The sequence below is a fragment of the Mycobacterium sp. Root265 genome (assembly GCF_001428895.1).
Lineage (GTDB): Bacteria > Actinomycetota > Actinomycetes > Mycobacteriales > Mycobacteriaceae > Mycobacterium.
The window spans coordinates 413946-431710 of sequence record NZ_LMJA01000012.1 but is presented as its reverse complement, the minus strand read 5'-3'; the positions used below and the strand labels follow the sequence as shown (position 1 = coordinate 431710).

At 64.3% G+C, this 17765-nt stretch carries 17 protein-coding genes and 1 pseudogene; 9 read left to right on the top strand and 9 right to left on the bottom strand.

Annotated elements, in window-relative coordinates; translation table 11 throughout:
• Nucleotides 1-52: 52 nt before the first annotated feature.
• On the bottom strand, nt 53-1432 hold the full coding sequence (locus ASE48_RS14110) for an NAD(P)/FAD-dependent oxidoreductase (RefSeq protein ID WP_162264227.1): 1380 nt from the start codon (nt 1430-1432) through the stop codon (nt 53-55).
• 139 nt (nt 1433-1571) lie between these two features.
• On the opposite strand from ASE48_RS14110, the gene ASE48_RS14105 reads away from it, so the two are divergent.
• A complete protein-coding gene (locus ASE48_RS14105) occupies nt 1572-2369 on the top strand; it encodes an SDR family oxidoreductase (protein ID WP_082614173.1) in 798 nt (265 codons plus the stop codon).
• Here the strand turns inward: ASE48_RS14105 and ASE48_RS14100 are convergent.
• Genes ASE48_RS14100 through ASE48_RS14090 form a run of 3 tightly spaced genes read right to left on the bottom strand, consistent with a single transcriptional unit; the run spans nt 2357 to nt 5236 of the window.
• Nucleotides 2357-3352, bottom strand: a complete 996-nt coding sequence (locus tag ASE48_RS14100) for an alpha/beta hydrolase fold domain-containing protein (RefSeq protein ID WP_057167700.1) — start codon at nt 3350-3352, stop codon at nt 2357-2359. The two genes, ASE48_RS14105 and ASE48_RS14100, sit on opposite strands and share 13 nt — an antisense overlap.
• A gap of 7 nt (nt 3353-3359) precedes the next feature.
• On the bottom strand, nt 3360-4610 hold the full coding sequence (locus tag ASE48_RS14095; RefSeq protein WP_057167699.1) for a glycosyltransferase: 1251 nt from the start codon (nt 4608-4610) through the stop codon (nt 3360-3362).
• Nucleotides 4607-5236 carry a TetR/AcrR family transcriptional regulator gene (locus tag ASE48_RS14090; protein WP_057167698.1) on the bottom strand — a complete coding sequence of 210 codons (630 nt, stop codon included), beginning with the start codon at nt 5234-5236 and terminating at the stop codon, nt 4607-4609. The genes ASE48_RS14095 and ASE48_RS14090 overlap by 4 nt, the downstream gene beginning before the upstream one ends.
• A gap of 308 nt (nt 5237-5544) precedes the next feature.
• Between ASE48_RS14090 and ASE48_RS32690 the strand changes: the two genes are divergently transcribed.
• Nucleotides 5545-6069 (top strand): hypothetical protein, encoded by a 525-nt coding sequence (locus tag ASE48_RS32690; RefSeq protein ID WP_156409191.1) that lies wholly within the window; start codon nt 5545-5547, stop codon nt 6067-6069.
• A gap of 32 nt (nt 6070-6101) precedes the next feature.
• Here the strand turns inward: ASE48_RS32690 and ASE48_RS14080 are convergent, their stop codons facing one another.
• Nucleotides 6102-6737, bottom strand: coding sequence for a nitroreductase family protein (locus tag ASE48_RS14080; protein ID WP_057167696.1), 636 nt, complete (start codon nt 6735-6737; stop codon nt 6102-6104).
• A gap of 30 nt (nt 6738-6767) precedes the next feature.
• On the bottom strand, nt 6768-7580 hold the full coding sequence (locus ASE48_RS14075; protein WP_057167695.1) for an SDR family NAD(P)-dependent oxidoreductase: 813 nt from the start codon (nt 7578-7580) through the stop codon (nt 6768-6770).
• A gap of 122 nt (nt 7581-7702) precedes the next feature.
• Here ASE48_RS14075 and ASE48_RS14070 point away from each other — a divergent pair, with 122 nt between their 5' ends.
• Nucleotides 7703-9304 (top strand): GMC family oxidoreductase, encoded by a 1602-nt coding sequence (locus ASE48_RS14070; protein ID WP_057167694.1) that lies wholly within the window; start codon nt 7703-7705, stop codon nt 9302-9304.
• Between the two features lie 15 nt (nt 9305-9319).
• On the opposite strand, the gene ASE48_RS14065 is transcribed toward ASE48_RS14070, so the two are convergent.
• Both ASE48_RS14065 and ASE48_RS14060 read right to left on the bottom strand, forming a co-directional pair.
• A complete protein-coding gene (locus ASE48_RS14065; RefSeq protein ID WP_057167693.1) occupies nt 9320-10141 on the bottom strand; it encodes a mycofactocin-coupled SDR family oxidoreductase in 822 nt (273 codons plus the stop codon).
• Nucleotides 10142-10143: 2 nt separating this feature from the next.
• Entirely contained in the window at nt 10144-11331 is a 1188-nt protein-coding gene (locus ASE48_RS14060) for a cytochrome P450 (RefSeq protein ID WP_057167773.1), read from the bottom strand.
• A 186-nt stretch (nt 11332-11517) separates the two neighbouring features.
• On the opposite strand from ASE48_RS14060, the gene ASE48_RS14055 reads away from it, so the two are divergent.
• From ASE48_RS14055 to ASE48_RS14045, 4 genes are all read left to right on the top strand, one after another.
• Nucleotides 11518-12288: an SDR family NAD(P)-dependent oxidoreductase gene (locus ASE48_RS14055; protein WP_057167692.1), complete on the top strand. Its 771-nt coding sequence runs from the start codon at nt 11518-11520 to the stop codon at nt 12286-12288.
• Between the two features lie 92 nt (nt 12289-12380).
• Entirely contained in the window at nt 12381-13124 is a 744-nt protein-coding gene (locus tag ASE48_RS14050) for an SDR family NAD(P)-dependent oxidoreductase (protein ID WP_057167691.1), read from the top strand.
• A 55-nt stretch (nt 13125-13179) separates the two neighbouring features.
• Complete coding sequence (locus ASE48_RS32190; RefSeq protein WP_082614172.1) at nt 13180-13428, top strand: ferredoxin; 249 nt, start codon at nt 13180-13182, stop codon at nt 13426-13428.
• Complete coding sequence (locus ASE48_RS14045; RefSeq protein WP_057167690.1) at nt 13425-14780, top strand: cytochrome P450; 1356 nt, start codon at nt 13425-13427, stop codon at nt 14778-14780. Before ASE48_RS32190 ends, ASE48_RS14045 begins: the two co-directional genes overlap by 4 nt.
• A 70-nt stretch (nt 14781-14850) precedes the next feature.
• Here ASE48_RS14045 and ASE48_RS14040 read toward each other — a convergent pair.
• A pseudogene (locus ASE48_RS14040) lies at nt 14851-15620 on the bottom strand (SDR family NAD(P)-dependent oxidoreductase).
• Between the two features lie 136 nt (nt 15621-15756).
• Between ASE48_RS14040 and ASE48_RS14035 the strand changes: the two are divergent.
• Together ASE48_RS14035 and ASE48_RS14030 are read left to right on the top strand one after the other, a co-directional pair.
• On the top strand, nt 15757-17001 hold the full coding sequence (locus ASE48_RS14035) for an alkyl sulfatase dimerization domain-containing protein (protein ID WP_057167689.1): 1245 nt from the start codon (nt 15757-15759) through the stop codon (nt 16999-17001).
• On the top strand, nt 16998-17744 hold the full coding sequence (locus tag ASE48_RS14030; protein WP_057167688.1) for an SDR family NAD(P)-dependent oxidoreductase: 747 nt from the start codon (nt 16998-17000) through the stop codon (nt 17742-17744). The genes ASE48_RS14035 and ASE48_RS14030 overlap by 4 nt, the downstream gene beginning before the upstream one ends.
• Nucleotides 17745-17765: the final 21 nt, after the last annotated feature.

Below are 17765 nucleotides of genomic sequence, written 5' to 3'. Positions count from 1 at the left end.
GGCGCAACGGCATACTGGGGGTCTGAAGCCGGCGCTGTTCGGACGGATCGACCTAGGGTCCAGCCCCGTTCTCAGTAGGGTGTCGCCATGGCGGATGTGCCCAAGTGTGAATCGTCTGGCGCAGATGGTGGGCCGCGACGCGGTAGAGCAGGCGCGGTTCGAGAAGCCGTTGTGGTGGGTCGACCATGTGGACGATCCGGATGAGTCGTTCAGTGACAACGATATCGTCAGCGGCTTCGAGCATCTTGCGGCGTAACCACCCGATGGCGCGCTGCCGTACCTTGTCTTTGCGGCTACGGTTGCGACTTTGTCTAGGGGGTTGGTTGGCGGCCCATACCGGGCCGATGAGTTCGGCCAGAGATTGATGAAGGAGTTTCGTGTCGATGCTTCGGTGTTCGCGCAGATGGGTGCGCAGGGCATAGGCCTGTCGTGCGGCCATGGTGACTCCTTGCCCGTAAATCGGGTCCAGGCAACATAACGCGTCCCCGATGACGAGCAGACCCTCGGGGTGGTGTGCGCTGCGGTCATAGCGGTGCCAGGTACCGCCGGGATAGCGGTAGACCGTTACATCGGTCAGAGGGTGGGCGTCTCGCAATGCCACGTGGACGTGGGGTGGCACGAACTCTTCTGCGAGAGCGATCATGTGAGCCAAAGAATTTGGTGGCTTCGGCTGCTCTTTTGAGTGGGCGGCGATGGTCAACGTCCAGGTGTCATGTTCGCCGGCGGCCAGCCCCCCGCGGCCCGCGTCCCCGGCCTGCAGGACCAGGATGAGGCGTTCGGGAAAGCTGTCCTGGTCGGGGATGGTGATCTGCTGGCTGTAATACACGCCGTGCACGGTGAACGAGCGTTGCGGCGACCGCTCGTAGCCCAACCGTTCGAGCAGCAGCGGTGTGCGGGTGGCGCGGCCGGTCGCATCGACCACCAGGGCGGCATCGAGCGCCTGGGTCTCACCGCTGCTCCGATCGGTGATGGTGACCCCGGTGATGCGATCCGGCTGAGCGGCGATCAGGTCAACCACGTCGCAACCCTCCTTTATGACGATGTTCGGTAGGGCTGTGACGCGCCGACGCAGCGAGTACTCCAGCTGGGCACGCGTCACGAGGTAGGTGGTGAGGGCGTCGGGGTCGGAGACCGGGTCGGTGCGGTTGAACGCATAAGGGCCGTTCTGGATGTGCATCCGCGCGCCCAGGCGCGCGTCATCAAGGACATGCGCACCGGCGGCAATCGCATCGCTGATCACGCCCGGGACGAGATCTTCCAGGGTCTGCCAACCCTTCGCGAGCACGCTGTGCAGATGCGGGCCCTGCGGTACACCGCGGCGATGAGAGGGGCTGTCGGGCAGTCGGTCTCGTTCGACAATTGACACGCGATGGCCCGCGTCGGCAAGTGCGGCGGCGGCCAGGAGTCCGGCAATACCAGCGCCGAGGACCACAGAGTGTTCCGTCATAACGTGCACGCCTCCCCGCGTGTCGAGTTGAGCGTCGACGATGACGCTAACACCAAAATAAGAAAAGTAAGAGTAAATTAAGCACTATCTAAGAACCAGTGTCCGGTGGCGATGGGAGTTTTCAATGAGCAATCGAGGTTGGGAAGCCGGCACGGTGGTGGCGGGTGCTGACGTGCGCGGCCGAGCAGACGGGTCGACGGACGCGCGGGTCGCATTGGTCACGGGTGCGTCGCGCGGGATCGGCGCGGAGGTTGCCAGGCTACTAGGTGGCGCCGGCGTCCACGTGCTGGTCAACTACCGGGAAAAGGCCAAACGGGCCGCCGCCGTGGTCGACGAGATCCGCGCAGCTGGGGGACAAGCATCGGCAGCCGGAGCAGACGTCTGCGATGAAGCGCAGGTGCAGGCGCTTCTGGTGGACATTGATGAGCAATTCGGCGCGCTGAATATGCTGGTGCTCAACGCCTCTGGTGGTCTGGAGCGCGGCGCGGACCCGGGCTATGCGATGCGGTTGAACCGAGATGCGCAACTGCGCCTCGCTACGCTGGCACTTCCGCTCATGCCACCAGGCGCCCGGATTGTCTTCGTCACCAGCCATCAAGCGCACTTCTTTCCCGCCAAGCCAGTGCCCGACGGTTACGAGCCCATCGCCCAGAGCAAACGCGCCGGCGAAGACGCGCTGCTGAGCGCCAAAACCGTTCTGAATGACAGTGGAATCGAACTCAAGGTGGTCTCGGGCGACATGATCGACGGCACGATCATCGTCCGACTCCTGCACCGCAAAGATCCCGAGGCCGTACAAGCCCGGCGTGGCCACGCCCCGCTGCCGACGGTTGAGGAGTTCGCTGCCGCCATCGCCCGAGCGGCGTTGCACCCCGATGCGCCTGACACGACCTACGTTGGCGGCGCCGACTATCTGGAGTGACGTGTTTCGTTGGTTTGGGGATCGATACCTATGTTGGGTGGCGGCAGAACGGTCTTCAACCAACGGATCTGGTCGTTGACCACCCACCGTGCCTGGGGTGTGTTGCCGCGTAGCGCGTAGACGTGTTCGGCGCCTTCCTGTTCGATATAGGTGACGGGAACGTCGCTGGTTTTCAGGGCGTCTCGGAATCGGCGGATGTCGTGGAGGAAGAAGTCTTCGGTGCCGACGTTGAGGTGCACCGGTGGCAGACCGGTGACTGAGGCGTTGATCGGCGACAGCGTCGGGTCGCTGAACGGTAGGCCGTCGGCGTAGAGCCTGAAAGCCCACCAGAACCTGTCGTCGCGCGTGAGGCCGGCCGCTTCGGTGGCCGCGACGGTGTCGGGGTGGGCCAGTTCCATGTCCACCATGGGTGCGGTGAGCATGAGTCCCGCGGGCAGTGGGCCGCCTTCGTCGCGGAGATGCTGCGCGGCGGCCAGGGCGAGCGTGCCGCCGGCACTGTCGCCGGCGAGGACCCAATGCCCGTCGGTGAGCTGACCGTTGGCGTGCATCGCTTGGATCGCGGTGAGCGTGTCGTTCAGTGCTGCGGGATGCGGGTCTCGGGGTGGCCTGCGGTAGAGCACCATCCCTGTCGCGAAGCCCGTCTGCTGACAGATAGTGGCGAGCAGCTTCCAGTGCAACGAGATCGGTCCGGCCAGAAACGCCCCGCCATGCAAATAGAGGATTAGGTCGCACCCACCGTGTTGACCGAGCCAGGTGAGGTGAACTCCGTCGATGGTCTGTTCCGAAACGGGTATGCCGGAGGCGACCTTTCGAGACGGGCGGGATTGGCGGGTTGCACGCAACACGTGGGGACGCCACCGAAGCGGCAGCCGGTTGACCGCCGCGGTCCCGGCTTTTTCGACGGTCTGCAGCAGCCAGTGGGTGGGCGCCACCTGTGAGGCTGGAATGCCACCGCCGTGGTCGGTTGCGTGATGCACGGTCATGTTCCTCTCACCGATGCGACGAGTACAGGAGCCTCTCGATGGTGGCGACGGCAGCGGCGGTGCCGCCCTCGCCGGTGATGCGGGAGGCGAAATGCTGGGTGGTCTGCCGCAGGTCGGCGCCGTCGAGTGTGGTGCGGATGACGTCGGCGAGGCGCTGCGCGGTCAGCCCGCGCTGCGGAAGGGGTGTAGTGGCGGCGCCGAGCGCGTGCAGGCGGCGCGCCCAGAAGGGTTGATCCCCAACAGGACCGGGCAGGGCGATGCTCGGGATGCCGGCGCGTAGCGCGGCGGCGGTCGTGCCGGCGCCGCAGTGGTGAGCCGCGGCGGCCATCCGCGGGAACAACCACTCGTGCGGTGTGTCGCCGATGGTGAGTATGTCACCGCCGGTGACCACGAGTCCGGCCCAACCGGATTGAACGATGCCGCGCACGCCGGCCTGCCGCAACGCACCGGAGATGATGACGGCGAGCTGCTCGGCACGCGCCGCGGTGACCACGGTGCTGCCCAGCCCGATGAACACCGGTGCCGGTCCCGCGGTGAGGAACTCGGACAGCTGTGCGGGCGGTTGCCAACCGGGTGGGGTGGGCGGCCACCAGTACCCGGTGACCTGCAAGCCGGGCCTCCAGTCGACGGGGCGGGATGCGACGCTGGGCGAGTAGCCGTGCAGGATCGGCCAATCCGCGTTGGTGCGCCGGCGCCGAAGGGCCCGGGCCGAGCCCTTGGGAAGTCCGAGTTCGCGTCGAAAGTGCGCAACGACCCCGCCGTAGAGACGATCGACGGTCCACGCAGCGGCGCCGGCCACCATTCGGTTGCCAGCTGCGCCGAGGGACCAGGCGCCCAACAGGGTCGGCGGATAGTCCGCGGTCTGCGACAGCGGTTGCAGCCGGACACCCACCGAAGGGATACCGCGGGCTTCTGCCAAAGGGTGTCCCGCGAGCTCGGCCAGCGGGGGTAGCAGCAGGATGTCGGCCGGCACATCACCGAGCGCATCCAGGACCAGCTGACCGGTGTCGCGCTGTCCTCGTGGGGTGAAGATCGCCGCGAACGTCTCCTTCGATATGGCGTCGGCGTGGTCGGTACCAGGAGTGAAATCCGCTGGAAGCTCGCGGAGCTCGCACCCGGCCTCGGTGATCAGATCAGCGAACGGTGTGTACGCGGCGATGACGACCCGGTGCCCGGCGCCCCGCAGTGCGGCGCCGAGGCCGGCCACGGGCGCGACGTCGCCGCGACTGCCGACCGCAGCGATGGCCACGGTGCTCATCGCGACCGACTCACGATGCGCCCGAAGATCTCGATCAGGTCCTCCGCATAACCGCCCGCGTCGTAGCCGGGTTCGCGCAACACCTTCTCGACGACGCCGTTGACGGCACCGCGCAACGCGATCGCGGTGGACTGCACCGGGAAGTCGCCGAACTCGCCGTCGCGTTGGCCGGCGGTGAGAATCGAGGTGGGATCGAGCACCGCGAGTTGCTCGGCGATGTCGGCGCTGAGTCCGAGCTCTTCGAAGCGGCGCCCATCGGCGGGGACGTAGGTCGTGCCGAGGGAGGCCAGTGTCTTCAGAGCGGCGCGGTGTGTTCCAAAATAGTCGATGCTGGAACGGATGTAGGCGTGCAGCTTGCCGGTGGCGGTGTTCTCGGCCTGCACTGCCGGTGCCACCCGGGTGAGCATCGTGCGGTACATGTGCTCGACGATGGCGTCGACGAGATTGTCCTTGGTGCCGAAGTGGTAGAGCACCGCGCTCATCGCGATACCCACCCGGTCGGCGATCTTGCGGATCGATGCGTGCGCGAACCCGACCTCGGCGATCACGTCGATCGCGGCGGCCACGATCTGGGCCTTGCGTGCCGATCGGGTGAAGGATTCTGGTCGAGCCTGGGTTGGCGGCATGGCCCGACCCTAGAGCGAGAGGTCACCGATTAGAAGAAGTGATCTAAAATCAGATCACTTGATCAGGACACGCCATGAGACGGCTTTTCCTGCTTCTGACGCTTGATCACTAGGACGGCGCGAAGCAGCCGCCGAGTGTCAATGCCGGGTAACTCGGAGGTCACGCAATCGCAACGACAAATCCGAAATCCGGGCGTCGATGCCTCGCCTGTGATGCTGTACATATGTACAACGTGGTCGGGCGGAGCTGGCCGAGATGCTCAGCTCAGCGACCGAGCGCGTTCTCCGCGTCGAGAAGGGGCAGTGAAATGGAACATGGTGTCACGTTGGGTCGGCGGTCCGTCATCGCCGTCGCGGTCTTGGGGCTTCTGGGATCGGCGTTGGCTGCGCCAGCCTCTGCTGGTCCGAAGCCGGTGCCGAAAGGAGTCCGAATTCAGTGTTCAGACTTTTACGGCCCCAATACTGTTTGGCCCCACTACCTGACGGGCTGCGTCAGGGAAAACGGCACGACCGGTTCCGGGCAAACCAATCGTACGGGGCCCGGTACCGAAATGATCACTTGGGGGTTGCCTTTCGTCAACGGCAAGAGCATGGACCTGGTCGGCATCGCCAGCACGATCGTCAACGTATCCAGCCCGGCCTGCCCTGTTGACCACCCGGTCGAAGCGAATGTGTCAGGAACCATCGGTACCGGTTCCAAGTGGGCCAATTCGCCTGTAACTGCCACGATCTGCGGCAATGCGACTGACTTCGTGCTCAAGCCGGGCACATTCTTCGTCATCGGGAAGGGTGCCAAGGACATGAATATCGAGGACGTCACCGACGAGCCGTGACCCTCAACCTCCAGCGCGCCAGTCGAGGTCTTTCACCAACTGTTCCAATGGGATACGTGCTCAGGCGGCAATCTGGCGGCTGGCTTGAAGTCGGTGCCTTTGGTGTATGCGATGGGGAACAGGCCGACTTGGCTGTACTCGTCGTAGGGGACACCCAGGATCTCGGCAACCTTCTTCTCGCCGCCCCCGAACAGGTGCAGCGTGGTCCAGCAGGTGCCCAGCCCGCGGGAGCGCAGTGCCAGACAGAAGCTCCACGTAGCCGGGATCACCGATGCCCAGAAGGTGGCGCCCATACCGGCGGGCCCCCTCTCGGCGCGGCCCTTCTGGCACGGGATCAGGAGAAAGGGCGCATCCTGCATGTGATCGACGAGGTGAGAACCGGATCTGGCTATCCGAGTGGGTGTTTCGTTTGTGTCGACCGAAGCGGAGTGTGCGTCGATTGCTGCTCGGTTGGCCCGGTACACATCGGCGATCGCGGCTTTCTTTGCTGGATCGTCGACGAATATCCACTCCCAGTCCTGTGAGTCGGATGCGCTCGGTGCTTGCACGGCCAGTCTGAGGCAATCCATCAGCACCTCGCGCGGCACGGTTCGTTCGAAGTCCAGGCGCAGGCGGACTGCCCGGGTGGTGGACAGAACCTCGTCGAAGCTGAGACTTGATATCTCCATTGGCATTCGCTCTCTCTACGATGGTCGCGATCAGCCGAACTGAGTCTTGCCGCCATCGACGACAAGCGATTGGGCCGTGATGTAGCTGGATTCTCCGCTGAGCATGAACACGGTGGCGTAGGCAATGTCCCACGCCGAGGCTTGGCGTCCCAGCGGCCATTTGATCTTCGTCCGCATGTGGACGAGCTGATCGCCGACGCGGCCCAGGGGAGTGTCCACCGCGCCTGGAATCACGTGGTTGGCGCGAATGCCGCGGGGGGCGCCTTCGAGTGCCACATGCCGGCAGAGTCCGTTCAGGGCGGTCTTCGATGAGTCGTACGCCGGTAGTCTGGTGCCCGCTCTGATGCCCGCCGCTGATCCGATGAACACGATCGCGCTGTCATCGGCGAGCAGCGGCATCGCGGCGCGGGCGGTCAGAAAGTGTGAGCGCACGTTGACCGCGAACACGTCGTCCCAGATCTCTGGCGTGGTGTCGGCGAGCCCGCCGCCGGCGCCGTAACCGACGTTGGCGACCAACCCGTCGAGTCCCCCGAGCTGGGTGTGGGCCTGGTGCACCAGTCGTTCGCACTGGTCGGCATCGCGCACATCCGCGATGATGGTGGCAGTTTCGCCGCCCTCGTCGGCGCACAGGCGCGCCGTTTCGTCGGCGGCCTCCTTGTCCCTGTCGACGCACGCCACGGCCGCACCTTCGCGCGCACACAGCACTGCGATCGCACGACCGTTCCCGATGGTCACTTCGGGGTCCGGGGAGGGTTGAGATCCGGCGCCGATAACGACGATTCGACGGCCGCGCAGGCGTCCGCGGCCGGGTGCGGTGCCGAGCGTTTCCGAAGTCGGGGTCATGTCTGCACGCTATCACCGTTAGCTGTACATGCGTACAGCGCAATGGTGACGCAGGACACGCAGATGCTGTACGTTCGTACGGCGCGGGGATTGCTTCGCTCGATCAGTAGGAGAAGTGCCGGATGCCGACGTACGACTACATCATTGCGGGAGCGGGTTCAGCAGGCTGCGTGCTGGCCAACCGATTGTCTGAGGATCCGGCCGTGTCTGTGCTGCTGTTGGAGGCCGGTGGGTCCGATCTCAATCCGCTGTTCATGGTGCCCAAGGGCGCGGGCAAACTGTTCGACAGCGAGAAGCACATGTGGCACTACTCGACGACACCGTTGGGCCCCAACCGCCACACCGAACAATGGATGCGCGGCAAAGTGCTCGGCGGATCGAGCTCGATCAACGGGATGATCTACAACCGCGGAACCAGGGCCGACTGGGACATCATGGAGGGCCTTGGCAACAAGGGCTGGGGATGGGATGACATGCTGCCCATCTTCAAGGCTTTCGAGGGCAACGAGTTCGGGGCCTCGCGCACGCGCGGGACGGGCGGGCCGTTGCACATCTCGGTCCCCAGGGACCCGGACCCGCTGTGCCGGGAGATGTTGGCATCCGGTGCCGCGATTGGTCTGCAGGTGGTCGAGGACATCAACGAGCATGATGGCGAACGCATCGGCTATGCCACCTCCACCATCAAGAACGGCCGGCGCATCAGTGCCGCGACCGCATTCCTGAAGCCCGCGCGCAGCCGCCGGAACCTCACCGTGCGAACAGGGACGGTCGTCGAGCGGCTCGTCTTGGAAGCAGGCCGAGCCGTCGGAGTCCTAGCTCTGCACAAGGGTGGTCGCGAAACGGTGCGCGCATCCCGAGAGGTCATCGTTGCCCTCGGCAGCCTCAACAGCCCACGACTGCTGCAGATGTCGGGTATCGGTCCGCGCAGCGTGCTGGACGCCGCCGGTGTACGCATCTACCTCGAACGCGACAAAGTGGGCCGGGGTTTACTCGAACACCGTTGCGCGACGCTGCGTTTACAGCTTCGCGATGATCTCGGGTACAACCGTCAGTTGGCCACCAATCTCGGGCAGGCCATGACCAGCGCGAAGTATCTTGCCACCCGCAAGGGGCCATTGGCTGCGCCGTCCTTCGACATCGTGGGCTTCGCCAAAGTGCAGCCCGATGCCGAGCGTCCCGACGCCCAACTGATGATGGGCCCGTGGACCATCCCGCCCTACAACGTCGGAGAGCCGGTGGCCATCGAACGACAGGCCGGTGTCTCATGCCTGGGGATGGTCTTGCGCCCGACCTCGCAGGGTTCCATCGAGATCGTCTCCAGCGCGCCGGATACGGCGCTTCGGATCGACCCGAACTACCTGGACACCGACTACGACCGCGCCGCCACCGCGAACATGCTGCGCATGATGCGCACCATCTTCGAGCAGTCGCCCATCGCCGAGCGCATCAGCCACGAGACATTCCCCGGCGCCGGTGTGCAGAGTGAGGACGAGTTGGTCGACAGCGTGCTCGCCGGCGGCTACTGCGGCTATCACGCAGCGGGCAGCCTGGCCATGGGGCCGAACGATGACGATGTGGTCGATGACCAGTTGCGGGTGCGGGGCGTCAATGGGCTTCGGGTGGTCGACTGCTCGGTTCTTCCCACGATGGTTGCGGGAAACCTGAACGGACCGATCATGGCGATTGCCTGGCGGGCAGCCGATTTGATCCGCAATGCGCGGTGAGTGCGAAGCGGTCGATCACATCACCGCGAAGCCCGCGTCCACGGGCATGGTCATTCCGGTGACGTAGCGGGCGCTGTCGCTGATCAAGAACAGCACGGCGTTGGTGACATCTTGCGGCTCGACATATGGCACCGGCAACAGGTTGCCGGTCATGGCGCTGCCTTCCGGGTTCGCGGCGAACATATCGGCCATGTGCTGGTTGAAGATCATCGGGGTCGCAACACCAGTGGGGTGCACAGTATTCACCCGGATGTTGTGAGATGCGTAGGCGTACGACGCGGATCGCATCAGCCCGACAACGCCGTGCTTGGACGCAGCGTAGGCGAAGGTCGCAGCGCTTCCATCGCCACCGCGGCCGACCAATCCCTGCATGGAACTGATCAGCACCATGGATCCTCCGGTGCCGCCCCGGATCATGGACGGGGCGGTCGTGGCGATCGTGTGCCAGACCCCGGATAGGTTTGTCTCGACGATGTCGCGATACACGTCTTGGTCGAGAGGGTCTGTCAGCCCCATTCCCACCACGCCCGCATTGGCGATGACGATGCTGACGTTGCCGAGAACGCTGACGCCACGGTCGACGGCGGCTTGCAGGCCGCCAAGGTCGCGAACGTCGGCGACCGCAGTGACCGCCCGTGCACCCGCACCGCGAATCAGGTCCGCGGTCTCGTCGAGGTCGGCGTTGGTGGCCAACGGGTAGGGGATGGAGTCGATGTCGGCGCAGCGGTCGATCGCGATGATGTCGATACCCTGGGCGGCCAGCGCAACGGCGTGGCTGCGACCCTGTCCTCGCGCCGCACCGGTGATGACAGCGACCCGGCGTGGTGAGTCACTCATGATTATCCGACAATCGCCGGCATGGTGTCCCACCCACGCACGGTGGACGTGCGCGAGCGGGTGGCCTTGGACATGTCGACTTCCCATGTGGGCCAGCGCTTGAGCACTTCTTCGAGAGCCACCCGACCCTCCAGCCGTGCCAGCGGAGAGCCGACGCAGAAGTGAGCGCCACGTCCGAACGTGAGGTGGCCGCCCGGCTTGCGGCGAATGTCGAACCGATCGGGGTCATCGAAGTGGCGCTCATCGCGGTTGGCCGAGGCCAGCATGATCAGGAGTGGACTGCCCGCGGGCACCACTTGGTCTTGGAAACTGACGTCGTCGGTGGCGATGTAGCGGGCGACGTGCGGCCCCGGCGGTTCGAAACGCAGCAGTTCCTCGATCGCCAGCGGGATCTTTGATGGGTCGGCCGCCAGCTCGGCGCGTTGGTCGGGGTGCTCGGCCAGGACCTTGCCCATCCAGCCGAACAGCCGGCCGGTCGTCTCGACTCCGGCCCCGGCGACAACAGCCAAGAACACGATGAGTTCCTGCTTGTGCAACTTGCGGGTGGTGCCGGTCTCGTCTTCGAACTCGACGTTGAGCAATTCGGTGATCAGGTCGTCGGAGGGATTCTTCTCGCGCCATGCGACATACTCGCCAAACATCTCTCCGGTGAAGTACCGGTCCTTCTTGATCTCCATCGGCTTACCGGCCTCATTGCGCAGCACCTGATTGGCGTGCTCGCGCACCGCGGGTTGCTCGGAGTCAGGAATGCCGGCCAGCATGCCGATGGTGCGCATCGGGAGTTCAGCGCCGAGATCCTCGACGAAGTCGAACCGGTCACCACCGACCAGCGGATCCAGGCATGCGACGCAGAAATTACGAATCTTGTCCTCGATGGCACGCATCTTTTTGGGGGTGAAGGCCCGCGACACGATTGCCCGGTGGATGGTGTGCAGTGGCGGGTCTTCGTTGATGAAAATTCCGGGTGGCATGACGGGATCGGTCATCACCACCTCGAGAATGTCACCCTTTGCGGAGCTGAGCCGGGTGGTGTCCTTGAGCGCCGCGTCCACGTCGGCGTAACGACTCACTCCCCAGAAGTCGTGTTTTTCGTTGTAGTAGACCGGCATTTCGTCCCGGAGCCTCTTGTAGGTCGGGTACGGATCCAGGTCGATGTCGAAGTCCCAGGGGTCGTAGTACAAGTCGCTCAACGCAGCCTCCTCGGCAAGGGAATGGGGCAGAAGCATGAGAGATGCTATACGACAGTACAACTCGCACGTTTTCGCGGCAAGCGACTGGTTTCCACGATCCGCACCGTGGCTGATGCTATACGCTCGTACAACAATCGGCGGCTGTACCGGGTAATCGTTGCCGCCACGAGGCTCAGGAGTGATGTAGTGGACGATCGGTTTGCCCTCGATGGCCGTGTGGCCCTGATAACCGGTGGCGGCACCGGGATCGGCCGCGCCTCTGCGTTGGTACTCGCCGAACGGGGCGCCGACGTCGTGCTGGCCGGGCGCCGTTCTGCACCGCTGGAGTCGACGGCCAAGGACGTGCGCGAGCTGGGGTGTCGCGCGCTGTCCACCTCGTGCGATGTGACGTCGGCGGAGGCGTGCCGCGAGCTCGTCGACACCACAATGGCGGAATTCGGGAAGTTGGACATTCTCGTCAATTGCGCCGGCGGCGCGGAAACCAAATCGATTATGAAGTGGCCCGACGATGACTTCGAGCGAACCATGGCACTGAACTTCGGTTCCGTCTGGCACCTGTCCAAGGCTGCTGCCAAGCCGATGTTCGCCCAGGGTAAGGGCGCCATCGTCAACATCTCGTCCGGTGCAAGCCTGCTGGCAATGCCCCAAGCCGCTCCCTATAGCGCGGCCAAGGCGGCCGTCAATGCGATGACCGGTTCGATGGCGGCGGCGTGGGCCAAGAAGGGTGTTCGTGTGAACGCGATCGCGGTCGGGGCGGTTCGCGCGGCCACCCTCACCGACGACGCCGCCAGATACGGCCTGGATCCCGAGGCGATCGCCATGTCCAACGGACTCGGCAGATTGGGGGAGCCGGATGAGATTGGCTACGGCGTCCTATTTTTCGCCTCCGATGCGTCCAGCTTCTGCTCTGGCCAGACCCTGTACATGCACGGTGCGCCCGGCCCCGCCGGCGTGTAGCGCCGCCGGCGTTGACGCTTGTGCGATAGGTCTAGGATGCGCTATACATTCGTACAGCAATGTGATGTGCCGATAAGACCCAAGGATGTGCAGTGATCCGTGTAGCGGTGGTGACCGGAGGCGCCTCCGGCCTGGGCCGGGCGATATCGACCGCCCTCGCCCGCGATGGTCACAAGGTGGCAGTGCTGGATATCAATGCCAAAGCTGCCGATGCAGTCGCCACCGACCTGCAAAGTCTCGGCGCCCAGGCCAGAGGCATCGGTGTCGACGTCTCCGACGAGCAAGGCACGCAGCACGCTTTTGATCTGGTGCGTAGCCAGCTTGGTCCCGTCGAGATCCTGGTGACCAGCGCGGCGATCGCGGGGTTCACCCGTTTCGACCAGATCAGCCTGGACGAATGGAACCGCTACCTGGCGGTCAACCTCACGGGGACCTTCCTCTCGGTGCGCGCTGCGCTGAACGACATGGTGGCCGCAAAATGGGGGCGGATCGTGACGATTTCTTCGGCCGCGGGTCAGCAGGGCGCGCCCAAACAGGGGCACTACTCCGCCACCAAGGGTGGTGTGATCGCGATGACAAAGACCCTGGCCATCGATTACGCCGCCAAGGGCATCACCGCGAACACCGTGCCGCCGTTCGTCATTGACTCGCCGATGTTGCGTCAGCAGCAGAGCGAAGGCAAGTTGCCGCCGACCGAGTTTCTCACCCAAGCGATTCCGGCTCGCAGACTTGGAATTGCCGAGGATGTGGGCGCGGTCTGTGCCTTCCTCTGCTCGGAGGCTGCCGGCTATATCAACGGTCAGGTCATCGGCGTCAACGGTGCAGCTGTCATGTGATCCGTGAGTTCGCAAAGAAACCGGTCAATCCAGGTAACCAGATGAAGGAGGCAGGATGCGCGTAAGTGTGGATGCCGCTCGCTGCCAGGGTCATACGTTGTGCGCGATGATCGCGCCGGAGTCATTCGAATTGGATGATGTTGACGGGCACGCACATCCCATCCATGACGAGGTCCCCGAGGAACATCAGGCGGTTGTGCGAGAAGCCGCGCAGTCGTGCCCCGAACAGGCGATCACGGTGATGATCGAACATCTGAGCCGGGCGCGCGCCGCCCACGGCGCGCCGGCGGAAGGCGAGCGATGACCACAGCGCCCGACAACAGCGACACCGCACCGAGCTATCACTTCGACCGCCACACGCCGGAATACCGTGAGAACTTCCTCGACATCACCCATGAGATGCACACCAAGTGTCCGATAGCGTGGACCGAGACCTACGAGGGGCACTGGGTCGCTGCCGGTGGCCAGGAGGTCTTCGATCTCGCACGGTGCCCGCACGTCTCCAACGACCACGACGTGCACAACCAGCGGCGCGGGTACAGGGGTATCTCGATCCCGAAGATGATCGATTCCGCGGGTTTTCGCGGCGGCATGCTGGAGATGGACGATCCCGAGCACCGGTACTATCGTTCGGCGCTCAATCCCTACCTGTCGCCTGCCGCGGTTCGGCGGTGGGAGCCATTCGTCGATGAGATCGTGCGAGCGTGCATTGACGACCGGATCGAGAGCGGTCAGATCGATTTCGTCGATGACTTGGCCAATGTCGTTCCCGCTGTCCTGACGTTGGCGATGCTCGGGGTGCGGTTGGACAAATGGACCGTTTACAACGAGCCTGCCCACGCTTCGGTGTACACGGCCCCTAATTCTCCGGACTCCGGCCGAATTCGAGACCTATACATGAACATGGTGGTCGACCTGTTCACCAACCTCGCCGAGATCCGGGAGACCCCGCGCCCTGGCATCATCAACGCCTTGGCCGTGCTGCGGATCGACGATGAGCCACCGGCGGACATCGAGTTGATCGGCATGCTCAACCTACTGATCGGTGGCGGATTCGATACCACCACTGCGCTCACCGCACATGCTTTGGAGTGGTTGTCCGAACATCCCGCGGAGCGCAGCCGACTCAGTGCCGACCGCGACACGTTGCTCAACCCGGCCACCGAAGAGTTCCTGCGCTACTTCACTCCCGCTCCCGGTGATGCGCGCACCGTCGCCGACACCATTGAGGTCGGCGAAGCCCGACTGCAGGAGGGCGAGCGGCTGTGGCTGTCCTGGGCCATGGCCAACCGCGACCCTGAGCTGTTCGCGAATCCCGATTCGGTCCTCCTGGACCGAAAGGCCAACCGGCATTTCAGCTTCGGTCTGGGCGTGCACCGCTGTATCGGGTCGAACGTCGCCCGCACCGTATTCAAATCGATGCTGACAGCGGTGATGGACCGGATGCCGGACTACCACTGTGATGCCGCCGGCGCCGTGCATTACGACACCATCGGCGTCATCCAAGGCATGCGACACTTGCCCGCCACGTTCACTCCGGGTAAGCGTCTGGGACCGGGCGTGGAGGAAACGGTGATCCGACTGCAGAAGCTGTGCGAGGAGCAGGAACTCGCGCGACCGATCACCGAACGCAAGGACTCGGCTCAGATCGGTTGACGACCGGCTCGGCTTCGTCACCTGCAGGGCACAGAGGCGGCCTGAGCGTTGGCGGAACGAATCGTCGGTATCAGCGCAGTACGGTTCCACCGTCAACGCTGATCACCTGGCCGTTGATCCACGACCCTTCGTCCGAAAGCAGAAATGCCACCAGCGATGCGACGTCGTCGGGTTCGCCGACGCGCGGACTGCGCATCGCTGCAGTGCGGCTGACTCGAGCGCCGGCCACTGCGGTGCGGATCTGATTGTGTCCGTGGCGGTGAAGCCGGGGGCGACGGCGTTGCACCGAACGGCCTCCTTACCCCAGCGTGACGCCACGTGGCGGGTGAGGGCGCCGATCCCGGCCTTGGCGGTGGCGTAGGCAGGTCGCGTCGATTCCCCCTGGAAGGCGGCCGTGGACGACATGTTCACGATCGCTCCGCCGCCACCCTCGAGCATCACCGGGATGGCGTGCTTCATGGCGCTGACGTAGCCGCGCAGGTTGACGCTCATGACTCGATCCCACACGTCCAGATCGATGTCCACGACGTCCGTGTCGGCGGCGAGCGTACTCATGTCCGCACCCACGTTGAAGACGGCGTCGACTCCACCGAAGGTGTCCCTGGCCGCGACGAAGAGGGACTTGATCGACGCCGGATCTGAGAGGTCGCACGGGAGCGCCGACGCGTTTCCACCGTTGGTCCTGATTGCATCGGCGGTCCGCTGGGCACCATCCGAAGCAATGTCACCAACGACAACGCGGCAACCCTCTTGGCCGAGTCGAACCGCGGTCGCCGCGCCCAGTCCGGAAGCGCCGCCGATGATTACGGCCACTTTGCCTTGAAGTCCACGGAGGGTCATGTATCGCTCCTGTCATTCCATCTGCGCTTCCGCCGCACCGATTGCTTGCTTCATTGACATCGCAAAGACGGTCGGAGAGTATCTCCTGTACGTACGTACAGCATCTTCGACTGTACGGGACAACGGAGGGCATGAGATGGTCGCAATTCATCGGGAACGCCCAGGCGCTGCCGACCTGGCCGCGGCGACGGGTGACCGTGCGACGTCACTGGGCGATGACATCTGGATGTCTGAGGGCGTGTCGAACGCCTACGCCATTACGACCGATGCCGGACGGGTGATGATCAACACCGGGCTGGTGTTCGAGGCGCCGATGCGGAAACAGGCGTTCGAACACCTTGCCGGCCCAACCCCCGCGATATTCGTGACGCAGGGGCATGCCGATCATTGGGGTGGCGTCAACGCGCTGCGAGACGCCGGCACAGACGTGATCATGCACGCGAACTACCGATACTGGCGCGATGACAATGACCGCTTGATGCCCGTGCGCGCATCCAAGACGTCCTTCGCCTTCAAGAAGATCTCCGAGACTTTCATGGAGTTCTTCCAAACGGTCGATTCGTCGACCATCGACTTCTCGTTTCCGGAGCCGACTACGACCTTCGCCGACCGTTACGAGATGGAGATCGGGGGACGCAGGTTCGAGCTAGCCTGGACGCCTGGCGGAGAAACCACGGACTCGATCGTCGTATCGCTGCCCGACGACGACGTCCTGTTCACCGGAAATCTGTTCGGGCCGCTGTTCGGTCACGTCCCCAACCTCATGACGATTCGCGGCGATCGGTACCGCGATCCCCTTCAGTACATCGAATCGCTCGATACTGTGTTGGATTTCGCGCCCAAACGCCTGATCACCGGCCACTTCGGTCCCATCGAGGGCCGCGACCGAATCGCCGAAGAAGTCACGGCAATGCGCGACGCCATGCAGGCCGTCCACGACCAGACCGTCGAATTCATGAACACGGGCGCCGATGTGCACACCGCCATGCGGGAGGTGCGCATACCCGATGACCTGGATATCGGTGAGGGGTACGGACGAACCCTGTGGAATGTGCGGGCTGTCTGGGAAATGTATGCCGGGTGGTTCCACCACCGCTCGACGACGGAACTCTATTCCGTACCACCCAGCGCCGCGGCAGCGGACCTGGTCGCGGTCGCAGGCGCTCAGGCGCTCGTCGACACTGCCCGAAAGCATGTCGCCCAGCGGGATCCAGTGCGCGCACTGCATCTGACGGACATTGTGCTCGCCGTGGAACCCACCGATGCGGGCGCCCGCGAGGTGGCGATCGATGCCCACGAGGCACTGCTCGCGGATGCCGAGAACTTCTGGGAGCGAGCATGGCTGATCAAATCGATCGATGAGTTGAAGGTCGCCAAGTGAATACCGTTGACTTCGATTTCTCCGGCTCGCGGGTGCTGGTCACAGGCGGAACCAGCGGGATCGGCAATGCCATCGCCACGGACTTCGCTCGGGCAGGGGCCGCCGTGGTGATCACCGGCACTCGCGCTGATGCCGGTGCCTACGACGACGACCTCAGCGCCTTCGACTATCGGCAGTGCCAGCTGTCGGACCTGGGGTCCGTCGATGCGCTTGCCGCATCCCTCGATGGCCTCGACGTGCTGATCAACAACGCCGGCGCGCCATATGCCGGCGGCAAGGACGAGTGGGACCCGGAGGGTTACGCCGGTTCGATCGAAGTGAACATGTTCGCACCGATGCGCCTGACCATGGCATGTCACGAAAACCTCAAGGCGAGCAAGGCGTCCGGTGGGGCCAGCGTCGTCACCATCGTGTCGATGTCGGCGTTCGTCTCGGCCATCGCAGTACCCGCCTACAGCTCGGCCAAGGCCGGCCTGGTTGCGCTCACCAAGAACCTTGCCCGTCGTTGGGTCGGCGACGGAATCCGCGTCAACGCGGTGGCGCCCGGCCTGATCGATACCAGGACCACTCACCCCGTGCTCGATATCCCCGAACTGCTCGAACCCGAGATGCGCCACACGCCCATGGCCCGAATGGGCATGCCCGACGAAGTATCCGGGGCAGTGCTCTTCCTCAGTGCCGACGCAGCTCGGTACATCACTGGCACCACCCTTGCCGTCGACGGCGGATATCTGACCGTCTGACATCACCCGAAACGTGAGGAA